Raw genomic sequence first — 18,714 nt, 5'->3', positions numbered from 1 at the left:
AAGGCCGCTGAAATCAGCGGCCCGATTCATAAGCCTTCTCTTAATCTTCCGCTTCGGTCGCGACAAGCTTCCAGTTCGGATCACGCGAGCGCGTATCGCGGGCAAAGGTCCACAGGTCCTTGATCTCGACCACATTTTCCAGATCGCCGTCGATCAGCGTGCCTTCCTTGTCGAGCGTCGCCGAAATCATCTGGCTGACGATATTCAGCGTCACATGCGCCTCCGAGCCCTTCATTTCAGCAGCCGCGATTTCCGCCTTTTCGATGCCCACGAAGGAAGAGCGCACGCTTTCGCCGCGCTGCTCGCGCTCCTCGATGGCCGAAACGAAGCCTTCATAGACTTCCTTCGACAGAAGATTCTTCAAAACCTTGCGATCGCCATCGGCAAAGGACATCACAATCATTTCATAAGCGATCTTCACGCCATCGACGAAACGGGCTGGTTCGAAGGTGGGATCGGCGGCGTAAATGGCCCGCAGACCGTCATTGATCGGCGTTCCCGCCGCAGCAATCTTGTCGATTGCCGTAAAGTCCTTCTCACCGGCACGGCGCGGCAGAGCCACGACATTGTCAGTATCCGACCCGGCGGGCGCGGCATTGTCGGCGCTTTTGGCCGATGTATAGGGATCGAAGGGCGGCTTTTCATTTCCAGTACGGCGGCCAAGAACATTCCTCAGCTGGAGAAAAATGATCACCGCTGCGATGAAGAAGAAGATTGTGCCGAAGTCGAAAAATTCCATGCCGCCTGCCATAGATTGAAGGAGAGGGCGTCAAATCCCTTCCAATCGTGAATTTCTGTTTCATACATATAGATCGGCAGGCGCAATCATTCAAATCCCGATCACGCGTACCTATTTGATATTTCATGTTAACAGTTTCATTTTCGTTCCGAACCTGAAAAAGCTACATTTGTCGCTATGTTCGCAACGTCAATCACACAACAAAAGGTCCTGACTCACGTGTCGTCTTCTTTCGCCCCTCTCGTCATGCTGGCAATGCCTTTCATCGAGATCGCCGGTTTTGTGATCGTCGGCAGCCATATCGGCGTATTCGCGACACTGGGTCTGGTGATCTTGAGCGCCATGCTGGGCTTTTTCCTGCTGCGTGTGCAGGGGATCGGCCTTCTCCAGCGCATCCGCACCGAAACGGCGGCAGGCCGCGTGCCGGATCGCGAAATGGTGCATGGCGCCATGCTGGTTCTGGCCGCGATCATGCTGATCGTGCCGGGCTTCGTGACCAGCACCATCGGCATTTTGCTGTTCATCCCGTTCATTCGCGATATCGTCTGGGAAAAATTCGTGCGTGGCCGCATGGTCGTCGCCACCTCGGCGCGCTATTCGGACGGCTATGGCCAGTATAAGCAACCGCGTGAAGATCGTGTCATCGATCTTGACCCCGAAGATTATACGACCAAGCCGAATGACAATTCGCCATGGAAAGGCGAGCGCAAAGACGGCTAACAGCAGCAATAGCTAACGTTAAAAGCCTTCCTTGCCTCATTCCCGTTCACATGCTAGCCAAGCATTCCAGTGGAGTTAATTTGACGTTTGAACGCCGTTCGACATAAGCGCAGCTTCAAACGTCAAATTTGAAAACTCCACTGAAGATTTAAAGTTGCTGGTGGTCTTTTGATTCCGACATTTGCCCAGCGGCTGTAGCACGGAAAGCAAATGTCGGAATCAGACCACCAGCCTTTTGGGGCAACGAGTTTAATTACCGAAAAGAAGGCATACCGATAATGAGCGATAAGGCCGCTGCGGGCGAAGTAAAGAATGGCAATGGCGCGACCGCCGAGCCGTCCCTCAACATTCTGGCGCAATATGTGAAGGATCTGTCCTTTGAAAGCCCGGGTGCGCCGCTGTCGCTGCGCCCGCGCGATAAGGCTCCTTCGATCAACATCAATGTCAACGTGAACGCCAATCCGCTTTCCGAAACGGATTTCGACGTCGTTCTGACGCTGGAAGCCAAGGCTATGGACGGCAAGGACGTTCTGTTCAACACGGAACTGGTCTATGGCGGCGTTTTCCGCATTGCTGGCATCCCGCAGGAACACATGCTGCCGCTGCTGTTCATCGAATGCCCGCGCCTGCTGTTCCCGTTCGCGCGCCAGATTATTTCTGACGCAACGCGCAATGGCGGCTACCCGCCGCTGATGATCGACCCAATCGATTTCGCGCAGATGTTCCAGCAGCGCATGGCCGAAGAACAGGCCAAGGCCGCCGTCAAAAGCTGAGCTCTACATACGGCTTGCAATAAAAACCCGGCTCAAGGCCGGGTTTTTTGTCATATTCATCCAAAAATTCAGGCCAAATATTTTTTCCAGATTGCCTTGTCACCCATACCCTCAATCAGTGCGGCATGGGCTGCACGTTCCGTTTCGCTGATGCGGGGAGCAAGCGGGGCAGGGCGCACCGCCAGCACAATGGCGGCGCTGCCATCGGCTGCATTATCCCTGTTTGCCCCACCATCCTGGCTGAGACCAAGCGCCGTCTGCTTGCCGCCGATCAGCTCGATATAGACTTCCGCCAGAATCTGGGAATCGAGCAAAGCGCCGTGCAGCGTGCGGTGCGAATTGTCGATGCCATAACGCTTGCACAGTGCGTCCAGCGAATTCGGCCCCATCGGATGTTTGCGGCGCGCCAGCGCCAGCGTATCCACAATGCGCTCCGCAGCGATTTCCGGTTTTCCAAGACGCGCGAGTTCGGCATTCATGAAGCCAAGGTCGAACATGGCATTGTGCGCGACCAGCTTGGCGCCGTCGAAGAATTCCAGAAACTCGTCCAGAATTTCAGCAAAAGTCGGCTTGTCCAGCAATTGCTCATTGCTGATGCCATGCACGGCCAGCGCTTCCGCATGCACCTGACGTCCCTGCGGATTGATGAATTTATGGAATGTGCGGCCTGTGGGAAACTTGTTGATCAGTTCCACGCCGCCAATTTCGATCACGCGATCCTCCAGCCTTTCCAGACCGGTGGTTTCGGTATCGAAAACGATCTCACGCATTGAAGAACCTCTCAAGGGATTATCTCGAACCTTATAGCACGACGAATGCGGCTATTCGGTCGCGACCGCCGGCTTTCCACTCAATTTCTCGATGACCGCTGTAATCTGCTGACGCAAATTGTCAAAACTGCCGCTGGTATCGAGCACGAAATCGGCACGGGCGCGCTTTTCGGCATCCGGGATCTGACGCGCGAGAATGGCGTCGAGCTTTTCTTCTGTCATGCCGGGCCGCGCCAGAACGCGGGCGCGCTGAATATCGGCAGGCGCAGAGACGACTACGATCCTGTCCACGCGCTTTTCGCCGCCGGTTTCAAAAAGCAGCGGAATATCGACCAGAGCGATGGCCGAGCCTTGCGCTTCCGCCTCACGCAGAAACGCTTCTTCTTCCTCGCGCACCAGCGGATGCACGATGGCTTCCAGCTTCTTCAGGGCATCCGGCTTGCCGATCACCGTAGCGGATAGTTTTTCACGGTCCACGGTGCCGTTCGTCACCGTTCCGGGAAAAGCCGCCTCGATCAGCGGCGCGGCACGGCCTGAATAAAGCCGGTGGACTGCATCGTCGGCGCTATAAACAGGAATACCCGCCTCGGCAAACATATTGGACGCCGTGGTCTTTCCCATGCCGATGGAGCCTGTCAGTCCGAGAATGATCATAGAGCGCCAGCCTTTGCCATATCCGCCAGAATATGCTCCCGCAGCGCCGCCGTCACCTCAGGCTTTTGGCCAAACCAGCGTTCGAAACCCGGGACTGCCTGATGCAACAACATGCCAAGCCCGTCCACGGTGTTCAGTCCGGCCTCTTCCGCAGCTTTCAGAAAGGGCGTTTTGAGCGGAACATAAACAATATCGGTCGCGATGACGCCTTCCGCTGCGACGCTCAGATCAAGCGGAAACCTGCCTTCGTCATCCTGATCGCCGCCATGACCGCTCATGCCGAGCGAGGTGGTGTTGACGATCAGCCCGGCATCAGCAACGCGTTGCTGCGCGGCATCCCAGCCGGAGGCCGAAACGGCAGCGCCGAAATGCGCGGCCAGTTCTTCTGCCCGGCTTGCCGTGCGATTAGCGATCCAGACCTTTGAAAAGCCGCGCGACAAAAGCGCGTGAACGACGGCGCGGCTTGCGCCGCCCGCACCCAGAACAAGCGCCGTTTCGGCGTTGTCCCAGCCCGGCGCATAATCGTCGAGATTGGCGGCGAAGCCATAGGCATCCGTATTGCCGCCGCGCAGCCTGCCGCCTTCAAACCACAGCGTGTTGACCGCGCCGATGGCCGTTGCGGCACCATCAAGGCTTTCCGCTGCCGCAAAAGCCGCTTCCTTATGCGGGATCGTGACATTGCCGCCCGCGAAACCATTGGCTGCAAGCGCTGCGGCGAAAGCCGCGAAATCTTCCGGTTTGACCTCGATCGGTTGGTAAGAACCGTCAATGCCGAGCGTTTCCAGCCAGAATCCGTGGATCAATGGGGAACGCGAATGTTTGATCGGAAAGCCGGTGACGAAAGCCTTCGGTCCCGCCACGGATGTCGTGTCAGCCATCGATAAGTTGTTCCTTGCGCAGTTCGGCAAGCAGCGGCAGCAGCGGCAGGCCGACAATCGTGAAATAATCGCCTTCGATTTTTTCGAAAAGCTGGATGCCCGGACCTTCCACCTGATAGGCGCCGACGCTGGAAAGCGCGCTGTCGCCAACCCGACCGAGATAGCGCCCGATAAAAGCCGGGCTCAATGCCCGCATTGTCATGCGCGCCACCGAAACGTGACGACATAGAGTCTCGCCGTCCTTCACCAGAACCACCGCGCTGTTGAGCTGGTGCGTCTTGCCGGAAAATTGCAGAAGCTGGCGACCCGCCGCTTCCATATCGGCGGGCTTGTGGAAAATATCTTCACCGAGCGAGAGAGTCTGGTCGCAGCCGATCACCACGGCGCCAGGATTTTTCTCGCTCACGTCCAGCGCCTTGGCTTCAGCCAGAACCTGCGCCACATCTTCCGGCGTAGCGCCCGTTTCATAAAGCGGGGCTTCGACGGCGCGCTCATCGATATCGGCACTTTCGTTCGAAAATTCGATACCTGCATTTTTCAACAGCGCAGAACGGAACGGGCTTTTGGAAGCAAGAATGAGCCTGGTTGTCATGACTGAAATCCTTCGTTCTTTCCAGATCGCAAAAGCGCCAATATGGCGGCTGCCGTTTCCTCGATGGAACGGCGCGATACATCGATGATCGGCCAGCTGTGCCGGTTGCAGATGTTACGCGCATAGGCCAATTCTTCAGAAATTGACACCCGGTCCGTATAAAGTCCCGTATCGAGCGACGGCACACTGCCAAGCGGGCGGTTCTGGCGGATTTGCGAAATCCGCTCGGCGGTCGCCACCAGCCCCACAATCAGCGGTCGCTTGGCCGTGAACAGCACTTCGGGAATAGGAATGCCCAATACGATTGGCACATTGGTCGCCTTCACGCCGCGATTGGCCAGATAAATACTGGTCGGCGTCTTGGACGTGCGCGAAATACCGACCAGAATGACGTCCGCCTCCTCGATATCGAGCGGCAATTGCCCGTCATCGTGCTCCATCGTGAAATTGAGCGCGTCGATCCGGCGGAAATAATCGGCATTGAGCACATGCTGCGCGCTGGCGCGGCGGTGTGCGGGCGCGCCGAGATAGGATTGAAACGTGGTCAGCACCGGTTCCAGCACAGACACGCTTGGAATACCCATTTCCGCACAGGACTGATCGATGATCGCAGCCAGTTTCTGATCCACAATCGTATAAAGCACAATGCCAGGTTCGGCGTCGATGCCTTCCAGAACCTTGCGCAACTGCTTCTCGGTGCGGATCAGTGGATAAATATGCTCGATGGCCCGCGCATTGGCATATTGCGCCGCCGCAGCGCGCCCGGCTGCAAGGAGAGTCTCTCCGGTCGCATCAGAAATCAGATGGAGATGAAAGTAGGAAAGCGGTCTGGTCACAGTTTTGTTGCCCTCCTGTTGACGGCTGTGCGTAAGCCCGAGGCTTCTTCCACAAGCCATGGCAGGCCGTGGAAAAATTGGCAAGTCATCCACAGCGGGCGAACATGTGAGAAGCCGCCATCAACATGTGTGGACAAGACTCGCAAAATCGGGAAACCTCTCAATAATTCCCAGCTTTTCCACAAAAGCTCATGAACTGCGTCAATTGGTAACCCTTTATATTAAAAGAGGGAATTGAGTTTTTTCCGTTTTCGGTCAGACTGGCGGCGAAAAATTGCACAGGATGCGTTGGCAATTTCTGAACTGTGGGGAAAACCGGAACAGACCTTAATCCCCGATTCCAACAGACTCTAAGAATCAAAAGATTCCTGAATCATCCTTTCTTTATGAGAACCGGACTGGATAACTTCAGACCAAAACCGGATCAGACAACCAACAGGGCGGAAAAAAATCAGATGAAGCGCAAAGTCTTGAGAGTGATCGACGGTGAAGCGGTCTTTCCACCTCCCATCTGGATGATGCGTCAGGCCGGTCGCTACCTTCCGGAATATCGCGAGACACGGAAGAAGGCAGGGAGCTTTCTCGATCTGTGTTATTCACCCGACCTGGCAGTCGAAGTGACGCTTCAGCCGATCCGCCGTTTTGGCTTTGATGCAGCCATTCTGTTTTCCGACATTCTGGTCATCCCTCACGCCCTTGGACGTGACCTTCGCTTTGAAGAAGGCAGGGGGCCTTTGATGACCCCGATCGACGCGGACGAGATATTCTGGCTTGAGACCGAAGGTGTCGCCAAACGGCTGGAGCCGGTCTACGAAACGGTTCGGCTACTGCGCGAGCAACTGCCCGACGAAACGACGCTGCTTGGCTTCTGTGGCGCGCCCTGGACCGTTGCGACCTATATGATCGCCGGTCACGGTACACCGGATCAAGCGCCAGCCCGCCTTTTCGCCTATCGTTTCCCGGAAGCCTTCGAAAAGCTTTTGAATGATCTGGCGGATGTGTCCGCCGAATATCTCATCGAACAGCTGGATGCAGGCGCGGACGCCGTACAGATTTTCGATTCCTGGTCTGGTGTTCTGGACGAAGATTGCTTTGAGCGGTTCTGCATCCAGCCGGTGGCGCGGATCGTTCAGAAAGTTCGCGCGGTCTATCCCGAAGCCCGCATTATCGGTTTCCCGAAGGGAGCCGGAATGCTTTATGCGGGCTACCGCGAAAAGACGGGCGTGGACGTGCTCGGCCTCGACTGGTCGGTTCCGCTCAATTTCGCCGCCGCCTTGCAGGAAGATGGCGCCATTCAGGGCAATCTCGATCCGTTGCGCGTTGTCGCGGGCGGTTCGGCACTCGATGAAGGTGTAGACGCGATCCTGGAACGTCTCGGGAAAGGTCCGCTGATCTTCAATCTCGGACATGGTATTACGCCGCAAGCGCCGGTCGAGAATGTCCAGCGCATGATTGATCGCATTCGTGGAGAAAAATCGTGAGCCAGCCGACCTCGAAGGGCAGCACCAAGGCCGCCTATATTCGCATGATCGCAGCGCTTGTCATCGTGGTGCTTGGCGTTTGGGCATTGTTTCACGTGAATCCAACCGATGCCTATCTCTGGGTAAAGGCGGTTCACGTCATTGCCGTCATTGCCTGGATGGCCGGAATGCTCTATCTGCCACGGCTTTTCGTCTATCACACAGCGGCCGAGCCGGGCTCAGAAGCTTCCGAGACTTTCAAGGTGATGGAAAAGCGACTGCTGCACTTCATCATCAATCCCGCCATGGCGGTGACCTGGATCGCCGGTATCTGGATGGCATGGGAGATTTTCCGCTTCCAGGGCGGGTGGCTGCACGCCAAGCTGCTGCTGGTCGTGCTGATGTCCGGCATGCATGGCTATCTTTCGAAAGCGACACGCCTTTTCGCGGAAGACAAGAACACGAAATCGGCAAAGCACTGGCGAATCGTTAACGAAGTGCCAACGGTGCTGATGGTCCTGATCGTCATTCTGGTGATCGTGAAGCCATTTTAATTGCGGTTTTAAATGAAAAAGAAACCCGTTTGGTCGGGTTTCTGCCATTTTCTCGTTGCAGAATTTTTGCGCAGTCACTACATGTGACTTGCTCTTCATATTGCAAATCGATATGAAGGAAACCTCTTCCCTTCCTGATCGCAGGCCTTCGATGCCGGTCAAGCCAACCAGCTGACCAACTTTCCGAACAACTGCATTTTCTCCTTATATTTCAAAAGAGTTCCTCATCCATGCAGGAAATGAAACTACAAGAACTAAAAAATAAAACACCGGTTGAGCTGCTTGCTTTTGCCGAAACCCTTGAAGTCGAAAATGCGAGCGCGATGCGCAAGCAGGAACTGATGTTCGCGATTCTCAAGAAGCTGGCTTCGCAGGATGTCGAGATCATCGGTGAGGGCGTTGTCGAAGTGCTGCAGGACGGTTTTGGCTTCCTGCGCTCCGCCGACGCCAATTATCTGCCAGGCCCCGACGATATTTATATTTCCCCTTCGCAGTTGCGCCGCTTCTCGCTGAAGACCGGCGATACGGTTGAAGGCCCGATCCGTGGCCCGAAGGAAGGCGAGCGTTATTTTGCGCTTCTCAAGGTCAATTCGATCAATTTCGAAGACCCGGAAAAGATTCGCCACAAGGTCCACTTCGACAATCTGACGCCGCTCTATCCCAATGAGCGCTTCAAGATGGAACTCGAAGTTCCAACCTCCAAGGATCTGTCGCCGCGCGTCATCGATCTGGTTGCGCCGCTCGGCAAGGGCCAGCGCGGCCTGATCGTCGCTCCGCCGCGTACCGGTAAGACCGTTCTGTTGCAGAATATCGCGCATTCGATCACCGCCAATCATCCGGAATGCTATCTGATCGTTCTTCTGATCGATGAACGTCCGGAAGAAGTGACCGATATGCAGCGTTCGGTGAAGGGCGAAGTCATTTCGTCAACCTTCGACGAACCGGCTGCGCGTCACGTTCAGGTTGCCGAAATGGTCATCGAAAAGGCCAAGCGCCTCGTGGAACATGGCCGCGATGTCGTGATCCTGCTTGACTCGATCACCCGTCTTGGCCGCGCTTACAACACTGTTGTTCCGTCGTCGGGTAAAGTCCTGACCGGTGGTGTGGACGCCAATGCGCTCCAGCGTCCGAAGCGTTTCTTCGGTGCTGCGCGTAACATCGAAGAAGGTGGTTCGCTTACCATCATCGCGACCGCGCTGATCGATACCGGCAGCCGTATGGACGAAGTGATCTTTGAAGAATTCAAGGGCACGGGTAACTCGGAAATCGTTCTCGACCGCAAGGTTGCAGACAAGCGTATCTTCCCGGCTTTGGACATTCTCAAGTCCGGTACGCGTAAGGAAGATCTGCTCGTCCCACGCGCCGATCTCCAGAAGATTTTTGTTCTCCGCCGTATCCTTGCGCCGATGGGCACGACCGATGCAATCGAGTTCCTCATCGACAAGCTCAAGCAGACCAAGAGCAATGGCGAGTTCTTCGATTCGATGAACACGTAAGCTCCTTGCAGCTTTGCTAATCAAAAGCCACGCTGGGTAGCCGGCGTGGCTTTTTTGGTGTTCATGCTCCGCCGGTGAGAAGAATGCGCAAGGCTTCGCCGTTTTCCACGGGTGGCAGGCACACATGGCCTTTGCAGAACCACGCGGAGGGCTTGTCCGCCTTGGCTGTGCCGCCTGTGGGCAGGTTGATCTCAGCATCCGCTGTGAAACTGACGATCTTATCCATACGCCGCGGATCAGGGTTTCGATTCGCTATCGTAACAAGCTCATCCTGTTGGGATTGCGCGGCGACAACGAGCGACAGCGGTTCGGCTGCCATACGCGCAGCATTCAATATGCCGATCTGTCCATATTGCTGCGCGAATGCGCGGCCCAGTGCCTGCTCAATCAACGTCTCATTGCTTTGATAAAGCGCCATATCGCCGGTCGCGAGGAAAAGCCGCGTCAGCGCTTCAATGATCTGGCTGGTCGCACTGGGGATCGCCTCGTCATAATCGCCATAGGCGTGAAGAATAACATCGTCGGCATCGAGTGCCGAGAGGCGATAATTGCCGGACGCGTCCCGGTGATGTGCGTCGAGCGCTTGCTTCAGCTTCTGCGCATCATCCACATAAGCGCGGTCAGCACTTGCTTCATAGAGCGCCAGCGCTGCATTGATCATGCCGGCATAGTCTGTCGAAAGGGCAGGGTAGACCAGCCGATCTTCCATACGACAATGCGCCATTTGTCCCGCACGAAACGGCGCCATGATGGCGTGATAGGCTTCGATGGCGAGCGTGGTCCAGTCCGGTTTTGAAAAGCTCCGCCCTGCCTCTGCGAGTGCCCGGATTGCCAGTGCGTTCCAGTCGGTGAGCGCCTTATCATCCCGTCCGGGGCGAATGCGTGTTTCACGCTGTGCGAAAAGCTTCGTCTTGGCATCCCGTATCAACGGCGGAACCGACCCTCCACCATCGACGTCATGCAGGCGGTTCAGAATAGTATGGCCTTCCCAGTTGCCACTCGGTGTAACGCCATAGAAGGTCTTGAAAGCTGCGCTGTCTCCTCCCAGAACGCGGTCGATCTCTGCTTCGCTCCAGACGTAGAATCTTCCTTCCTCGCCTTCGCTGTCGGCATCCAGACTGGATGTGAAACTGCCGTCCGGCAGGCGCATTTCACGAACCAGCCAATCGATAGTTTCTTCGATTCGGTTACGGAACAAGTCATCCTTGGTTTCCGCATAGGCATAATTAGCGTGACGGATCAGTTGGGCATTGTCGTAGAGCATCTTTTCAAAATGTGGCACCAGCCAGTCCGCATCCGTGCTGTAGCGACAAAGACCACCGCCGAGATGGTCGTAAATGCCACCTTGCAGCATGGTTTTTAGCGAGTGGATAAACTTGTCCCTGCTATCGCTGTCGCGATTATAAAGCCAGGATAGCCACAGAGCGTCCATGAAAGGGGCATTGGGAAATTTCGGAGCGCCGTCAATACCACCCCGGACGGGATCGAACATGGTCGCGATCCGTGTGGCGATCGCATCGAAACGGGAAACTTCGTTCTGGCTACCTTCGCTCTGCGCAGCGAGCCTGCCTTCCAAATGATTGAAGACCGCTTCGGCATTATGTTTAATTTTTTCTTTATTTCCCTGCCAGAGACCATTCACCGCGTTCAGTACGTCGACAAAGCCCGGCATGTTGTAGCGCGCATGTCGCGGAAAATAGGTGCCGCCCCAGAACGGCTTGCCGTCAGGGCGCAGAAACATGGTCAAGGGCCAGCCGCCCTGCTGTCCCATGGCGCCAAGCGCTGCCATATAGATCTGGTCGATATCCGGTCGCTCCTCGCGGTCTACCTTCACATTGACGAACAGGTCGTTCATGACTGCTGCAACATCGGCATCTTCAAAAGACTCGTGGGCCATGACATGACACCAGTGACAGGCGGCATAGCCGATTGAAAGCAGGATAGGGCGGTTCAATTCCCGCGCTGCGTCGAGGGCTTCCTTTCCCCAGGGCTGCCAGTGAACCGGGTTGTCCGCATGTTGGCGCAGATAGGCACTGGGTTCCGCAGACAGCCTGTTTCTGCTGATATCCGTCATGAGGCTTCCCTTTCAGCGTTTGAATGAATATGCACTGAGCTTAATTTCAATCCTCTTGGCAAGATTGATATAGGTCAGGAAACGCAATGAACGACACCGCCGTGCATCACGATACGATTTTCGCACTGTCCAGTGGAAGGCTCCCGTCCGGTGTTGCTGTCGTGCGTGCGTCCGGCCCCAAAGTTCGATTCATTATCGAAACGATTATCGGCGGCGAAATCAAACCGCGCTATGCGGCCTATAAGACATTCCGTTCCCGAAATGGAGATGCGATCGATCGCGGATTGGCGCTCTTTTTCCCTGGACCGCATAGTTTTACCGGCGAAGACTGCGTTGAATTTCATCTTCATGGCGGTATCGCCGTCGTAGAAAAGCTGTTGCAGGAACTGAGTGAACTTGCCGGATGCCGCATTGCAGAAGCGGGCGAATTTACGCGTCGGGCCTTTACCAACGGAAAGATGGACCTGACAATTGCCGAAGGTCTCGCCGATCTGATTGCCGCAGAGACCGAAGGCCAACGACGCCTTGCCTTGCAGGTCGCTTCCGGCGCGCAACGTCAACTCTATACGGAATGGCGACAACGGCTTGTCCGTGCGCGTGCCTTCATTGAAGCCGAACTCGACTTTGCGGATGAAAGCGATGTGCCGGGTTCTGTTTCTGATCAGGTATGGCGATCTTTGCAAGCGCTGCATAAGGAAATTGAGCTGCACATTGCCAGCGGCAAACGCGCAGCCATGCTTCGCGACGGATTGCATGTGGTAATTGCTGGCGCTCCAAATGCCGGTAAATCGAGCCTGTTGAATTTTCTCGCCGGGCGTGAAGTGGCCATCATTTCCGATGAAGCGGGCACCACGCGCGACCTTCTGGAAGTCAAACTCGATCTCAATGGCATCCCGGTTTATGTCACCGATACGGCGGGGCTACGCGAGACCGAAAGTGTGGTGGAAAAAATCGGCATTGAGAGAGCTCGTGAAAGAGCGTCGGAAGCAGACCTTATTCTTCTGCTTGAAGATATGAGCGATCCGATTGACGTGGCGCTGGACGAAGCCGATGCCGAGATTTGGCGGATTGGAACAAAGGCCGATCTGACTGGTGCCCAAACCGAACAATGGACATTTCAAATCTCCATCAAAGACGGTTCAGGATTGGAAGAGCTTCTAGCCAAACTCCTGACGTTTGCCGAAGAACGCATTGGTCAGATCAATGATGCTGTTCCCACACGACAGCGCCATATAAATTTGCTCCGCTCGACACTGAGCGAGATCGAAATCGCTGCCAGCCGGGATGATCTTCCGCTGGAACTGCGTGCCGAGAACATGCGCCGAGCCTCGCAATATCTGGGACGTATCACAGGCGATGTGGATGTCGAAGAAATTCTGGATGTGATCTTTTCGCAGTTCTGCATTGGCAAGTGATTCACGTGAAACATTGCCTCGCGAAGCACCGATAAAGCTCGTGGAATGTTTCACGTGAAACATCTGTGGAATCCGCTGATGCCGGTTGACTCCATCTGATCTTCATGAGTCAGCGACCTTGAACGCTTTAAATTGATCACTCGTCACGCTTTTATCCTTCCGTTTCAAACGCTTTCATGGCAAAAGCTGTCTCTTAATCCAAGGATGCGAGAAATGAGTTCGGCTGAGTCTACAGTCTTCGATGTTATTGTTGTCGGTGGCGGTCATGCGGGCTGCGAAGCTGCGTCGGCTGCTGCGCGCGCTGGCGCACGCACGGCATTGGTGACGCATCGCTTTGATACCATTGGCGTTATGTCCTGTAATCCGGCTATTGGTGGTCTGGGGAAGGGGCATCTTGTTCGCGAGATTGATGCGTTGGACGGTTTGATGGGTCGCGTTGCCGATAAGGCAGGCATCCAGTTCCGCCTACTGAACCGACGCAAGGGACCAGCCGTTCGCGGCCCTCGTACCCAAGCTGATCGCAAACTTTATCGTCTTGCAATGCAGGACATAATCAGTAAGCAAGAGAATTTGACTGTCGTTGAAGGTGGTGCCTTCGATATCAAAACCGAGAATGGTAACGTCACTGGTGTCGTGTTGTCAGATGGTCGGCTGTTGAACTGCGGCGCTGTCGTGCTGACGACCGGCACATTTTTGAACGGCCTCATTCACATCGGCGAGAAGAAGATACCGGCTGGGCGCATGGGTGAGAATCCGGCACTTGGGCTTTCGGATACTTTGAAGACGCTTGGCTTTGCATTGGGGCGCCTCAAAACTGGCACGCCACCGCGTCTTGATGGGCGGACTATCGATTGGGCAAACCTCGAAACCCAGTCTGCCGATGAGAACCCGGTCCCGTTCTCTTTGATGACAGATCGCATTACGACGCCGCAGATCGACTGCGGTATTACGCGCACGACGCCGGAAACCCACGCGATTATTCGCGCCAATCTGCATCGCTCAGCCATGTATTCCGGTTCAATTGAAGGTATCGGCCCGCGCTATTGCCCTTCGGTTGAAGACAAGATCGTCAAGTTCGGGGATCGCGACGGCCACCAGATATTCCTGGAGCCGGAAGGTCTGGATGACGATACCGTCTATCCGAATGGTATCTCGACCTCTTTGCCGGAGGATGTGCAGCTTGCAATCCTGAAGACCATACCCGGTCTTGAGAAGGCAGTGATGCTGCAGCCCGGCTATGCAATCGAGTATGACTTCATCGATCCGCGCGAGCTGAAGCGCAGTCTGGAAACGCGGCGCGTCAATGGTCTGTTCCTCGCTGGTCAGATCAATGGCACGACAGGATACGAGGAAGCGGGTGCCCAAGGTCTTCTGGCTGGCTTGAATGCGGCGCGGCGGGCAGGGGGCGATGAGCCGATCATCATCCAGCGCACCGAAGCCTATATCGGCGTGATGGTGGATGACCTCACGTCTCGCGGTGTCAGTGAGCCATATCGCATGTTCACATCACGCGCGGAATTCCGTCTTTCTTTGCGTGCGGATAATGCTGATCAGCGTTTGACGCCGCTGGCAGATCGTCTCGGTATATTAGGCGCAGAGCGCAAGAAGAGGTTTGATGAACGTCAGGAAGCATTGTCTGCCGCACGGGAATTGACACAGTCGCTGTCGATTACGCCAAATCTCGCAAGTCGTTATGATTTGCATCTCAATCACGACGGTGTTCGCCGCTCGGCCTATGATTTGTTGTCTTATCCTGATATTGACCTGGCGCGGTTGAATCCAATCTGGCCTGAACTCAAATCAATCGATCCGATCACGCGCGAAACGCTGGAAATTGAAGCGCAATATGCGGTCTATATGGAACGTCAGCAGACGGATATCGCTGTCATGGAACGTGAAGAGCGTTTGTTGATTCCCGCTGGTCTGGATATCGACGCGATTTCGGGCTTGTCCAATGAGTTGAAGCATAAGCTCAAGCAGCGTAAACCGGAAAAGATTGCCGAAGCGCAACGCGTCGACGGGATGACACCAGCTGCTTTGGCGCTGTTGATCGCACAAATCAAGAAGCATGGCTCGCGCCGACAGACCGCCACGGAACTGGCGGAAGGGAAGGGCGCGGCGTGAGTGCTATTATGAGTGCGGATCTTCGTTATGAAAGCCTTCGCCGGATCAGCCCCACTGTTTCACGTGAAACAGCGGATCGCCTGATTGCATTCGAAGAGCTGTTCCGAAAATGGTCAAAAGCGATCAATCTGGCCTCTCCATCGACATTGGCGGACCTTTGGAGCCGTCATATTCTCGATAGCGCGCAGGTTTTCCCGTTGGCGCCAAACGCTAAACGCTGGCTCGATATCGGCTCCGGTGGCGGATTTCCTGGCATCGTGACGGCCTGCTATCTGGCGGATCAACCCGATAGCCGTATCGATCTGGTGGAAAGTGCGGGCAAAAAGGCTGCTTTTCTGCGTACCGCTGCCGGTCATTTGAATGTTCCTGCTCATATTCATGCGGCTCGCATCGAGTCGATGTGGGAAAAAATCGAAACGCCGGACGTTGTTACCGCCCGCGCGCTCGCCTCATTGAATGATCTTTTCGGTTTGACGGAGCCCTGGCTCGTCAACGGCGCCAAGGCGCTTTTCCAAAAAGGTCGGGATTACCAGAGGGAAATCGATGAAAGCCGTGTCGGTTGGGATTTCGATCTGGTAAAACATCAAAGTGCTATCGATCAGACTTCGGTCATCCTCGAAATCAGCAACTTGCGACGCAAAGCAAATTGAATCCGAGAATTTGGCAGATCTGGAAAGCGGCAGGGCGACGGTAATGAACAAGATGTCCAGGATCATAACCATTGCAAACCAGAAAGGCGGCGTCGGTAAAACCACGACGGCGATCAATCTGGCCACGGCTTTGGCGGCAATAGGCGAAACGGTTCTCATCGTTGATCTCGATCCGCAGGGTAATGCCAGCACGGGGTTGGGGATTGACCGCCGCAACCGTCCGCTGTCTTCTTATGACGTGCTGACGCAAGAGGCGTCAGTGCCGGAAGCTGCGATGCAGACCGATGTGCCCAATCTTTTTATCGTGCCTTCGACGCTCGATCTGTTGGGTATCGAGATGGAAATCGCACAATCCGCAGACCGTACGCGCCGTCTGCGCGATTCTCTGCGCTTCGATTCCAGCGTTTCCGAACGGTTTTCCTATGTTCTGGTGGACTGCCCACCATCCCTGAACCTGTTGACGCTGAATGCCATGGCCGCTGCGGATTCCGTGCTTGTGCCGTTGCAGTGCGAGTTCTTCGCGCTGGAAGGCTTGAGCCAACTGTTGCAGACGGTCGATCAGGTGCGCTCGACCATCAATGCCGAGCTTTCCATCCAGGGCATCGTGCTGACGATGTTCGATAGCCGCAACAATCTGGCTTCCCAGGTGGTGGATGATGTCCGCGCCTTCATGGGCGAAAAGGTCTATCGCACTGTCATTCCGCGCAATGTGCGCGTATCGGAAGCCCCATCCCATGGCAAGCCGGCCATTCTCTATGATTTGAAATGCGCGGGAAGTCAGGCCTATTTGCAGCTTGCGTCGGAAGTTATCCAGCGTGAGCGGCAGCTGAAAGCCGCATAGAAAACTTATCGATTCGACTACGTAACAATTGCAGGAATTTGCCGAACGATGAACGACGATCCTTCAAAGAAGCGCCTTGGCCGCGGACTGGCCGCCCTGATTGGTGAGATCGACCGTCCGGTCGAAGAGCGTAAAGCGCCGGTTCCAATTGAACGCAATGTGCCGATCGAGTTCGTCACGCGCAATCCACGCAATCCGCGACGCATGTTCGCGGAAGCCGAGCTCGAAGATCTGGCCCAGTCGATCAAGGAACATGGCGTTGTCCAGCCAATCGTGGTGCGTCCCGCGCCCGGTCAGCCTGATCATTTCGAGCTGATCGCCGGCGAACGCCGCTGGCGCGCATCGCAGCGCGCAGGCGTCGATACGATCCCTGTTATCGTCCGCGATGTGGATGATCGCGTCGCTCTTGAGATCGCGATCATTGAAAACGTTCAGCGCGCAGACCTGAATGCAGTCGAAGAAGCGTTGGGATATCAACAGCTTATCGATAATCATGAGTATACGCAGAACGATCTGGCGCAGGTGATCGGCAAGAGCCGTAGCCATGTGGCCAATACGTTGCGCCTTCTCAAGCTGCCGCAACCAGTTCAGGATTTTATCGTTGATGGTGCGCTGTCTGCCGGACATGCGCGCAGTCTTATCACGATGGACAATCCGACGGTTCTGGCGGAGCGGATCGTCAAGGAAGGCTTGTCCGTCCGTCAGGTGGAAGCTCTTGCGCAGGCCGAAGCGCGGGGCGGGGCGGAACCGAAACCGGGCAAAGCTACGCCGGTGGAGAAAGATGCCGACACCAAGGCGCTGGAAAAGCTGCTTTCCGATGTGACCGGCATGAAGGTCGAGATCAACCATCGGGACCGGGGCGGCGAGGTGAAAATCCGCTACAGCTCTCTGGAGCAACTCGATGAAATCTGCCGCCGCCTTCAAAGCTGATTTGTTCGTTTGTGGAATACAAGAACCCCGGTATCTATACCGGGGTTTTTATTTGCAGATTGTTTCACGAGCAGGCAGTTAGCGCCGTGCGTTGCGCATAGCTTCCACACCGATAGCCATCAGGCATTGGCGGATGATCGGAATGGCAAGCGCGGAATTCTGACGGCTTTCCAGCACGGCACGCTGGAGACGCTCCAAAACGCGTGAAAGGCTTTCGCCGCTCCAGCGTCCGACAGCTGTTTCGATCAGCCTTTTACGATTGAAGAAGATGGGTGGCCTTGCACTCGCCACGACAATGGACGCGCTTTTGCGTTCGCTATCCATGATATAGCGCAGGCCCTGTATCTGCTGGAATTGCCGCATGGCTGTGTTCAGCACCAGAAAAGGCGCTGTGCCGGATTTCACGACACGGTCGAATGTGATTTCAAATCGCTGCAAATCACCGGCAATGACTGCATCCACGACCTCGTCTGTCGACAGGCCTGCAACATCGCCCACCGCTTCGCGCACATCGTCAATGTCGATACGCTCCTTGCCGCGCGCATAGAGGCAGAGCTTTTCCAGTTCGCCGCGGGTGGCAAGGCGGTCGCCGCCAAGGCTGGCGCGAAGCAGCTGACGTCCATCGAGGGTGATCTGCAGCTTCCATTCGGCCAGCACATCATCGATGACACCATCGATACCGCGCGCATCATCCGTATAGCAGGGCAGCGCCATGCCCGCCGAGGCGTTCTCGACGGCGCTGCGCAACCCTGCGCCCTTCTTCAAATCACCGGCTTCCACAAGGATGAAGGTTTCATGCGGCGGTTCGGTTGCCAAGAGCTTGACCGCATCGGCGAGTTTCTTCTGCCCGGTGGCGTTCTTGATCCAGATCAGCCGAGTGCCGCCGAACATCGAAATAGTGCGCGCTTCATCGGCGAGCTTCGAAGGATCTGCGTCGATCTCGTCGGCTTCCATGCGAATGACGGCAAAGGGATCGTCGAGCGGCAGCTTTGTCGCCTCGGCATAGCGGCGCGCTCGCTCACTCACCAGCCCTTTATCCGGGCCATAAAGAAGCACGACCGGAAACGAGCTGCTCGGTCTGCTCAGGAAACCATCGACTTCATTTGCTTTTTTCTGGGCCATAGTGGGTTCTTAGAACATTTCGGGCAGAAACAAAACAGCCGCCGGTCACGGGGTGAACGGCGGCTGTGAAAAGCGAATAGTGGACT

General features: G+C 55.6%; 18 protein-coding genes. 10 read left to right on the top strand and 8 right to left on the bottom strand.

Features of this window, described 5'->3' with window-relative positions; genetic code table 11:
* Positions 1-40 precede the first annotated feature (40 nt).
* Positions 41-739 (bottom strand): Tim44/TimA family putative adaptor protein, encoded by a 699-nt coding sequence (locus ABWW11_RS00930; protein WP_109370338.1) that lies wholly within the window; start codon positions 737-739, stop codon positions 41-43.
* A gap of 219 nt (positions 740-958) precedes the next feature.
* Between ABWW11_RS00930 and ABWW11_RS00925 the strand changes: the two genes are divergently transcribed.
* Both ABWW11_RS00925 and secB read left to right on the top strand, forming a co-directional pair.
* Positions 959-1,459 (top strand): FxsA family protein, encoded by a 501-nt coding sequence (locus ABWW11_RS00925; protein WP_109370337.1) that lies wholly within the window; start codon positions 959-961, stop codon positions 1,457-1,459.
* A 278-nt stretch (positions 1,460-1,737) separates the two neighbouring features.
* Complete coding sequence (gene secB / locus ABWW11_RS00920) at positions 1,738-2,232, top strand: protein-export chaperone SecB (RefSeq protein ID WP_109370026.1); 495 nt, start codon at positions 1,738-1,740, stop codon at positions 2,230-2,232.
* A gap of 68 nt (positions 2,233-2,300) precedes the next feature.
* On the opposite strand, the gene dnaQ is transcribed toward secB, so the two are convergent.
* From dnaQ to ABWW11_RS00895, 5 genes are read right to left on the bottom strand one after another with little or no spacing between them, the layout of a single operon-like run.
* On the bottom strand, positions 2,301-3,002 hold the full coding sequence (dnaQ, locus tag ABWW11_RS00915; RefSeq protein WP_109370025.1) for a DNA polymerase III subunit epsilon: 702 nt from the start codon (positions 3,000-3,002) through the stop codon (positions 2,301-2,303).
* Between the two features lie 51 nt (positions 3,003-3,053).
* Positions 3,054-3,656 carry a dephospho-CoA kinase gene (coaE, locus tag ABWW11_RS00910; RefSeq protein ID WP_109370024.1) on the bottom strand — a complete coding sequence of 201 codons (603 nt, stop codon included), beginning with the start codon at positions 3,654-3,656 and terminating at the stop codon, positions 3,054-3,056.
* Complete coding sequence (locus ABWW11_RS00905; protein WP_109370023.1) at positions 3,653-4,534, bottom strand: shikimate dehydrogenase; 882 nt, start codon at positions 4,532-4,534, stop codon at positions 3,653-3,655. Before ABWW11_RS00905 ends, coaE begins: the two co-directional genes overlap by 4 nt.
* On the bottom strand, positions 4,527-5,126 hold the full coding sequence (locus tag ABWW11_RS00900; RefSeq protein ID WP_319080873.1) for a Maf-like protein: 600 nt from the start codon (positions 5,124-5,126) through the stop codon (positions 4,527-4,529). Before ABWW11_RS00900 ends, ABWW11_RS00905 begins: the two co-directional genes overlap by 8 nt.
* Entirely contained in the window at positions 5,123-5,962 is an 840-nt protein-coding gene (locus ABWW11_RS00895; protein ID WP_109370021.1) for a pyruvate, water dikinase regulatory protein, read from the bottom strand. The genes ABWW11_RS00900 and ABWW11_RS00895 overlap by 4 nt, the downstream gene beginning before the upstream one ends.
* Before the next feature lie 455 nt (positions 5,963-6,417).
* On the opposite strand from ABWW11_RS00895, the gene hemE reads away from it, so the two are divergent.
* The 3 genes from hemE (at position 6,418) to rho (ending at position 9,472) form a co-directional block, all read left to right on the top strand.
* A complete protein-coding gene (hemE, locus tag ABWW11_RS00890) occupies positions 6,418-7,443 on the top strand; it encodes a uroporphyrinogen decarboxylase (protein ID WP_109370020.1) in 1,026 nt (341 codons plus the stop codon).
* Between the two features lie 44 nt (positions 7,444-7,487).
* The gene (hemJ, locus tag ABWW11_RS00885; RefSeq protein WP_109370335.1) at positions 7,488-7,976 is read left to right on the top strand and encodes a protoporphyrinogen oxidase HemJ; all 489 of its coding nucleotides are present in this window, start codon (positions 7,488-7,490) and stop codon (positions 7,974-7,976) included.
* Between the two features lie 230 nt (positions 7,977-8,206).
* Positions 8,207-9,472, top strand: coding sequence for a transcription termination factor Rho (rho, locus tag ABWW11_RS00880; RefSeq protein WP_319080874.1), 1,266 nt, complete (start codon positions 8,207-8,209; stop codon positions 9,470-9,472).
* Positions 9,473-9,533: 61 nt separating this feature from the next.
* On the opposite strand, the gene ABWW11_RS00875 is transcribed toward rho, so the two are convergent.
* Positions 9,534-11,546 (bottom strand): thioredoxin domain-containing protein, encoded by a 2,013-nt coding sequence (locus tag ABWW11_RS00875; RefSeq protein WP_124915137.1) that lies wholly within the window; start codon positions 11,544-11,546, stop codon positions 9,534-9,536.
* Positions 11,547-11,632: 86 nt separating this feature from the next.
* Here ABWW11_RS00875 and mnmE point away from each other — a divergent pair, with 86 nt between their 5' ends.
* From mnmE to ABWW11_RS00850, 5 genes are all read left to right on the top strand, one after another.
* Positions 11,633-12,961 (top strand): tRNA uridine-5-carboxymethylaminomethyl(34) synthesis GTPase MnmE, encoded by a 1,329-nt coding sequence (gene mnmE / locus ABWW11_RS00870; protein ID WP_109370017.1) that lies wholly within the window; start codon positions 11,633-11,635, stop codon positions 12,959-12,961.
* A gap of 213 nt (positions 12,962-13,174) precedes the next feature.
* Positions 13,175-15,085 carry a tRNA uridine-5-carboxymethylaminomethyl(34) synthesis enzyme MnmG gene (gene mnmG, locus ABWW11_RS00865; RefSeq protein WP_109370016.1) on the top strand — a complete coding sequence of 637 codons (1,911 nt, stop codon included), beginning with the start codon at positions 13,175-13,177 and terminating at the stop codon, positions 15,083-15,085.
* Positions 15,086-15,093: 8 nt separating this feature from the next.
* Positions 15,094-15,735, top strand: a complete 642-nt coding sequence (gene rsmG / locus ABWW11_RS00860; RefSeq protein WP_109370015.1) for a 16S rRNA (guanine(527)-N(7))-methyltransferase RsmG — start codon at positions 15,094-15,096, stop codon at positions 15,733-15,735.
* 43 nt (positions 15,736-15,778) lie between these two features.
* Positions 15,779-16,576, top strand: coding sequence for a ParA family protein (locus ABWW11_RS00855; RefSeq protein WP_109370014.1), 798 nt, complete (start codon positions 15,779-15,781; stop codon positions 16,574-16,576).
* 48 nt (positions 16,577-16,624) lie between these two features.
* Positions 16,625-17,506, top strand: a complete 882-nt coding sequence (locus ABWW11_RS00850) for a ParB/RepB/Spo0J family partition protein (RefSeq protein ID WP_109370013.1) — start codon at positions 16,625-16,627, stop codon at positions 17,504-17,506.
* Between the two features lie 78 nt (positions 17,507-17,584).
* On the opposite strand, the gene holA is transcribed toward ABWW11_RS00850, so the two are convergent.
* Positions 17,585-18,628, bottom strand: a complete 1,044-nt coding sequence (gene holA / locus ABWW11_RS00845) for a DNA polymerase III subunit delta (RefSeq protein WP_109370012.1) — start codon at positions 18,626-18,628, stop codon at positions 17,585-17,587.
* Positions 18,629-18,714: the final 86 nt, after the last annotated feature.

The organism is Brucella sp. NBRC 113783 (assembly GCF_040372265.1).
Lineage (GTDB): Bacteria > Pseudomonadota > Alphaproteobacteria > Rhizobiales > Rhizobiaceae > Brucella > Brucella teleogrylli.
The sequence above is the reverse complement of the archived record's forward strand: the minus strand, read 5'-3'. Positions and strand labels throughout refer to the sequence as shown.

Coding starts and splice junctions, on each gene's coding strand:
- ABWW11_RS00930 (WP_109370338.1), bottom strand. CDS start 739: ATGGAATTTTTCGACTTCGGCACAATCTTCTTCTTCATCGCAGCGGTG.
- secB (WP_109370026.1), top strand. CDS start 1,738: ATGAGCGATAAGGCCGCTGCGGGCGAAGTAAAGAATGGCAATGGCGCG.
- dnaQ (WP_109370025.1), bottom strand. CDS start 3,002: ATGCGTGAGATCGTTTTCGATACCGAAACCACCGGTCTGGAAAGGCTG.
- coaE (WP_109370024.1), bottom strand. CDS start 3,656: ATGATCATTCTCGGACTGACAGGCTCCATCGGCATGGGAAAGACCACG.
- ABWW11_RS00905 (WP_109370023.1), bottom strand. CDS start 4,534: ATGGCTGACACGACATCCGTGGCGGGACCGAAGGCTTTCGTCACCGGC.
- ABWW11_RS00900 (WP_319080873.1), bottom strand. CDS start 5,126: ATGACAACCAGGCTCATTCTTGCTTCCAAAAGCCCGTTCCGTTCTGCG.
- hemE (WP_109370020.1), top strand. CDS start 6,418: ATGAAGCGCAAAGTCTTGAGAGTGATCGACGGTGAAGCGGTCTTTCCA.
- hemJ (WP_109370335.1), top strand. CDS start 7,488: ATGATCGCAGCGCTTGTCATCGTGGTGCTTGGCGTTTGGGCATTGTTT.
- rho (WP_319080874.1), top strand. CDS start 8,207: ATGCAGGAAATGAAACTACAAGAACTAAAAAATAAAACACCGGTTGAG.
- ABWW11_RS00875 (WP_124915137.1), bottom strand. CDS start 11,546: ATGACGGATATCAGCAGAAACAGGCTGTCTGCGGAACCCAGTGCCTAT.
- mnmE (WP_109370017.1), top strand. CDS start 11,633: ATGAACGACACCGCCGTGCATCACGATACGATTTTCGCACTGTCCAGT.
- mnmG (WP_109370016.1), top strand. CDS start 13,175: ATGAGTTCGGCTGAGTCTACAGTCTTCGATGTTATTGTTGTCGGTGGC.
- rsmG (WP_109370015.1), top strand. CDS start 15,094: ATGAGTGCGGATCTTCGTTATGAAAGCCTTCGCCGGATCAGCCCCACT.
- ABWW11_RS00855 (WP_109370014.1), top strand. CDS start 15,779: ATGAACAAGATGTCCAGGATCATAACCATTGCAAACCAGAAAGGCGGC.
- ABWW11_RS00850 (WP_109370013.1), top strand. CDS start 16,625: ATGAACGACGATCCTTCAAAGAAGCGCCTTGGCCGCGGACTGGCCGCC.
- holA (WP_109370012.1), bottom strand. CDS start 18,628: ATGGCCCAGAAAAAAGCAAATGAAGTCGATGGTTTCCTGAGCAGACCG.